The sequence below is a fragment of the Bowmanella dokdonensis genome (assembly GCF_017254865.1).
In the GTDB taxonomy this organism is placed as follows: domain Bacteria; phylum Pseudomonadota; class Gammaproteobacteria; order Enterobacterales; family Alteromonadaceae; genus Bowmanella; species Bowmanella dokdonensis.
The window spans coordinates 1-287 of sequence record NZ_JAFKCV010000382.1 but is presented as its reverse complement, the minus strand read 5'-3'; the positions used below and the strand labels follow the sequence as shown (position 1 = coordinate 287).

Sequence of the window (287 nt, the reverse complement as noted above, 5' to 3'; positions counted from 1 at the left end):
TGATCCATGGCTAAACGCAATTTAGTGCCTACGCCGTCGGTACCAGATACCAGCAAAGGTTTACGGTACTTCTGTGGAATCGCACAAAGTGCACCGAATCCACCGAGCCCACCCCGTACTTCCGGGCGCTGGGTTTTCTTGGTCACGCTCTTGATGCGTTCCACAAGCTGGTTGCCAGCATCAATGTCTACACCAGCATCTTTATAACTCAGGGAGGGTTTGGATTCGCTCACAATGGACCTCAAAATTAATGGCGGGAAAATTTTGCTGCGGATTTTATCAGTTAA

At 49.1% G+C, this 287-nt stretch carries 1 pseudogene; it reads right to left on the bottom strand.

From position 1 onward, the window contains the following. Positions 1 to 233: pseudogene (locus J0A66_RS23015) on the bottom strand (phosphoribosylformylglycinamidine cyclo-ligase); the annotation flags it as partial. Positions 234 to 287 lie beyond the last annotated feature (54 nt).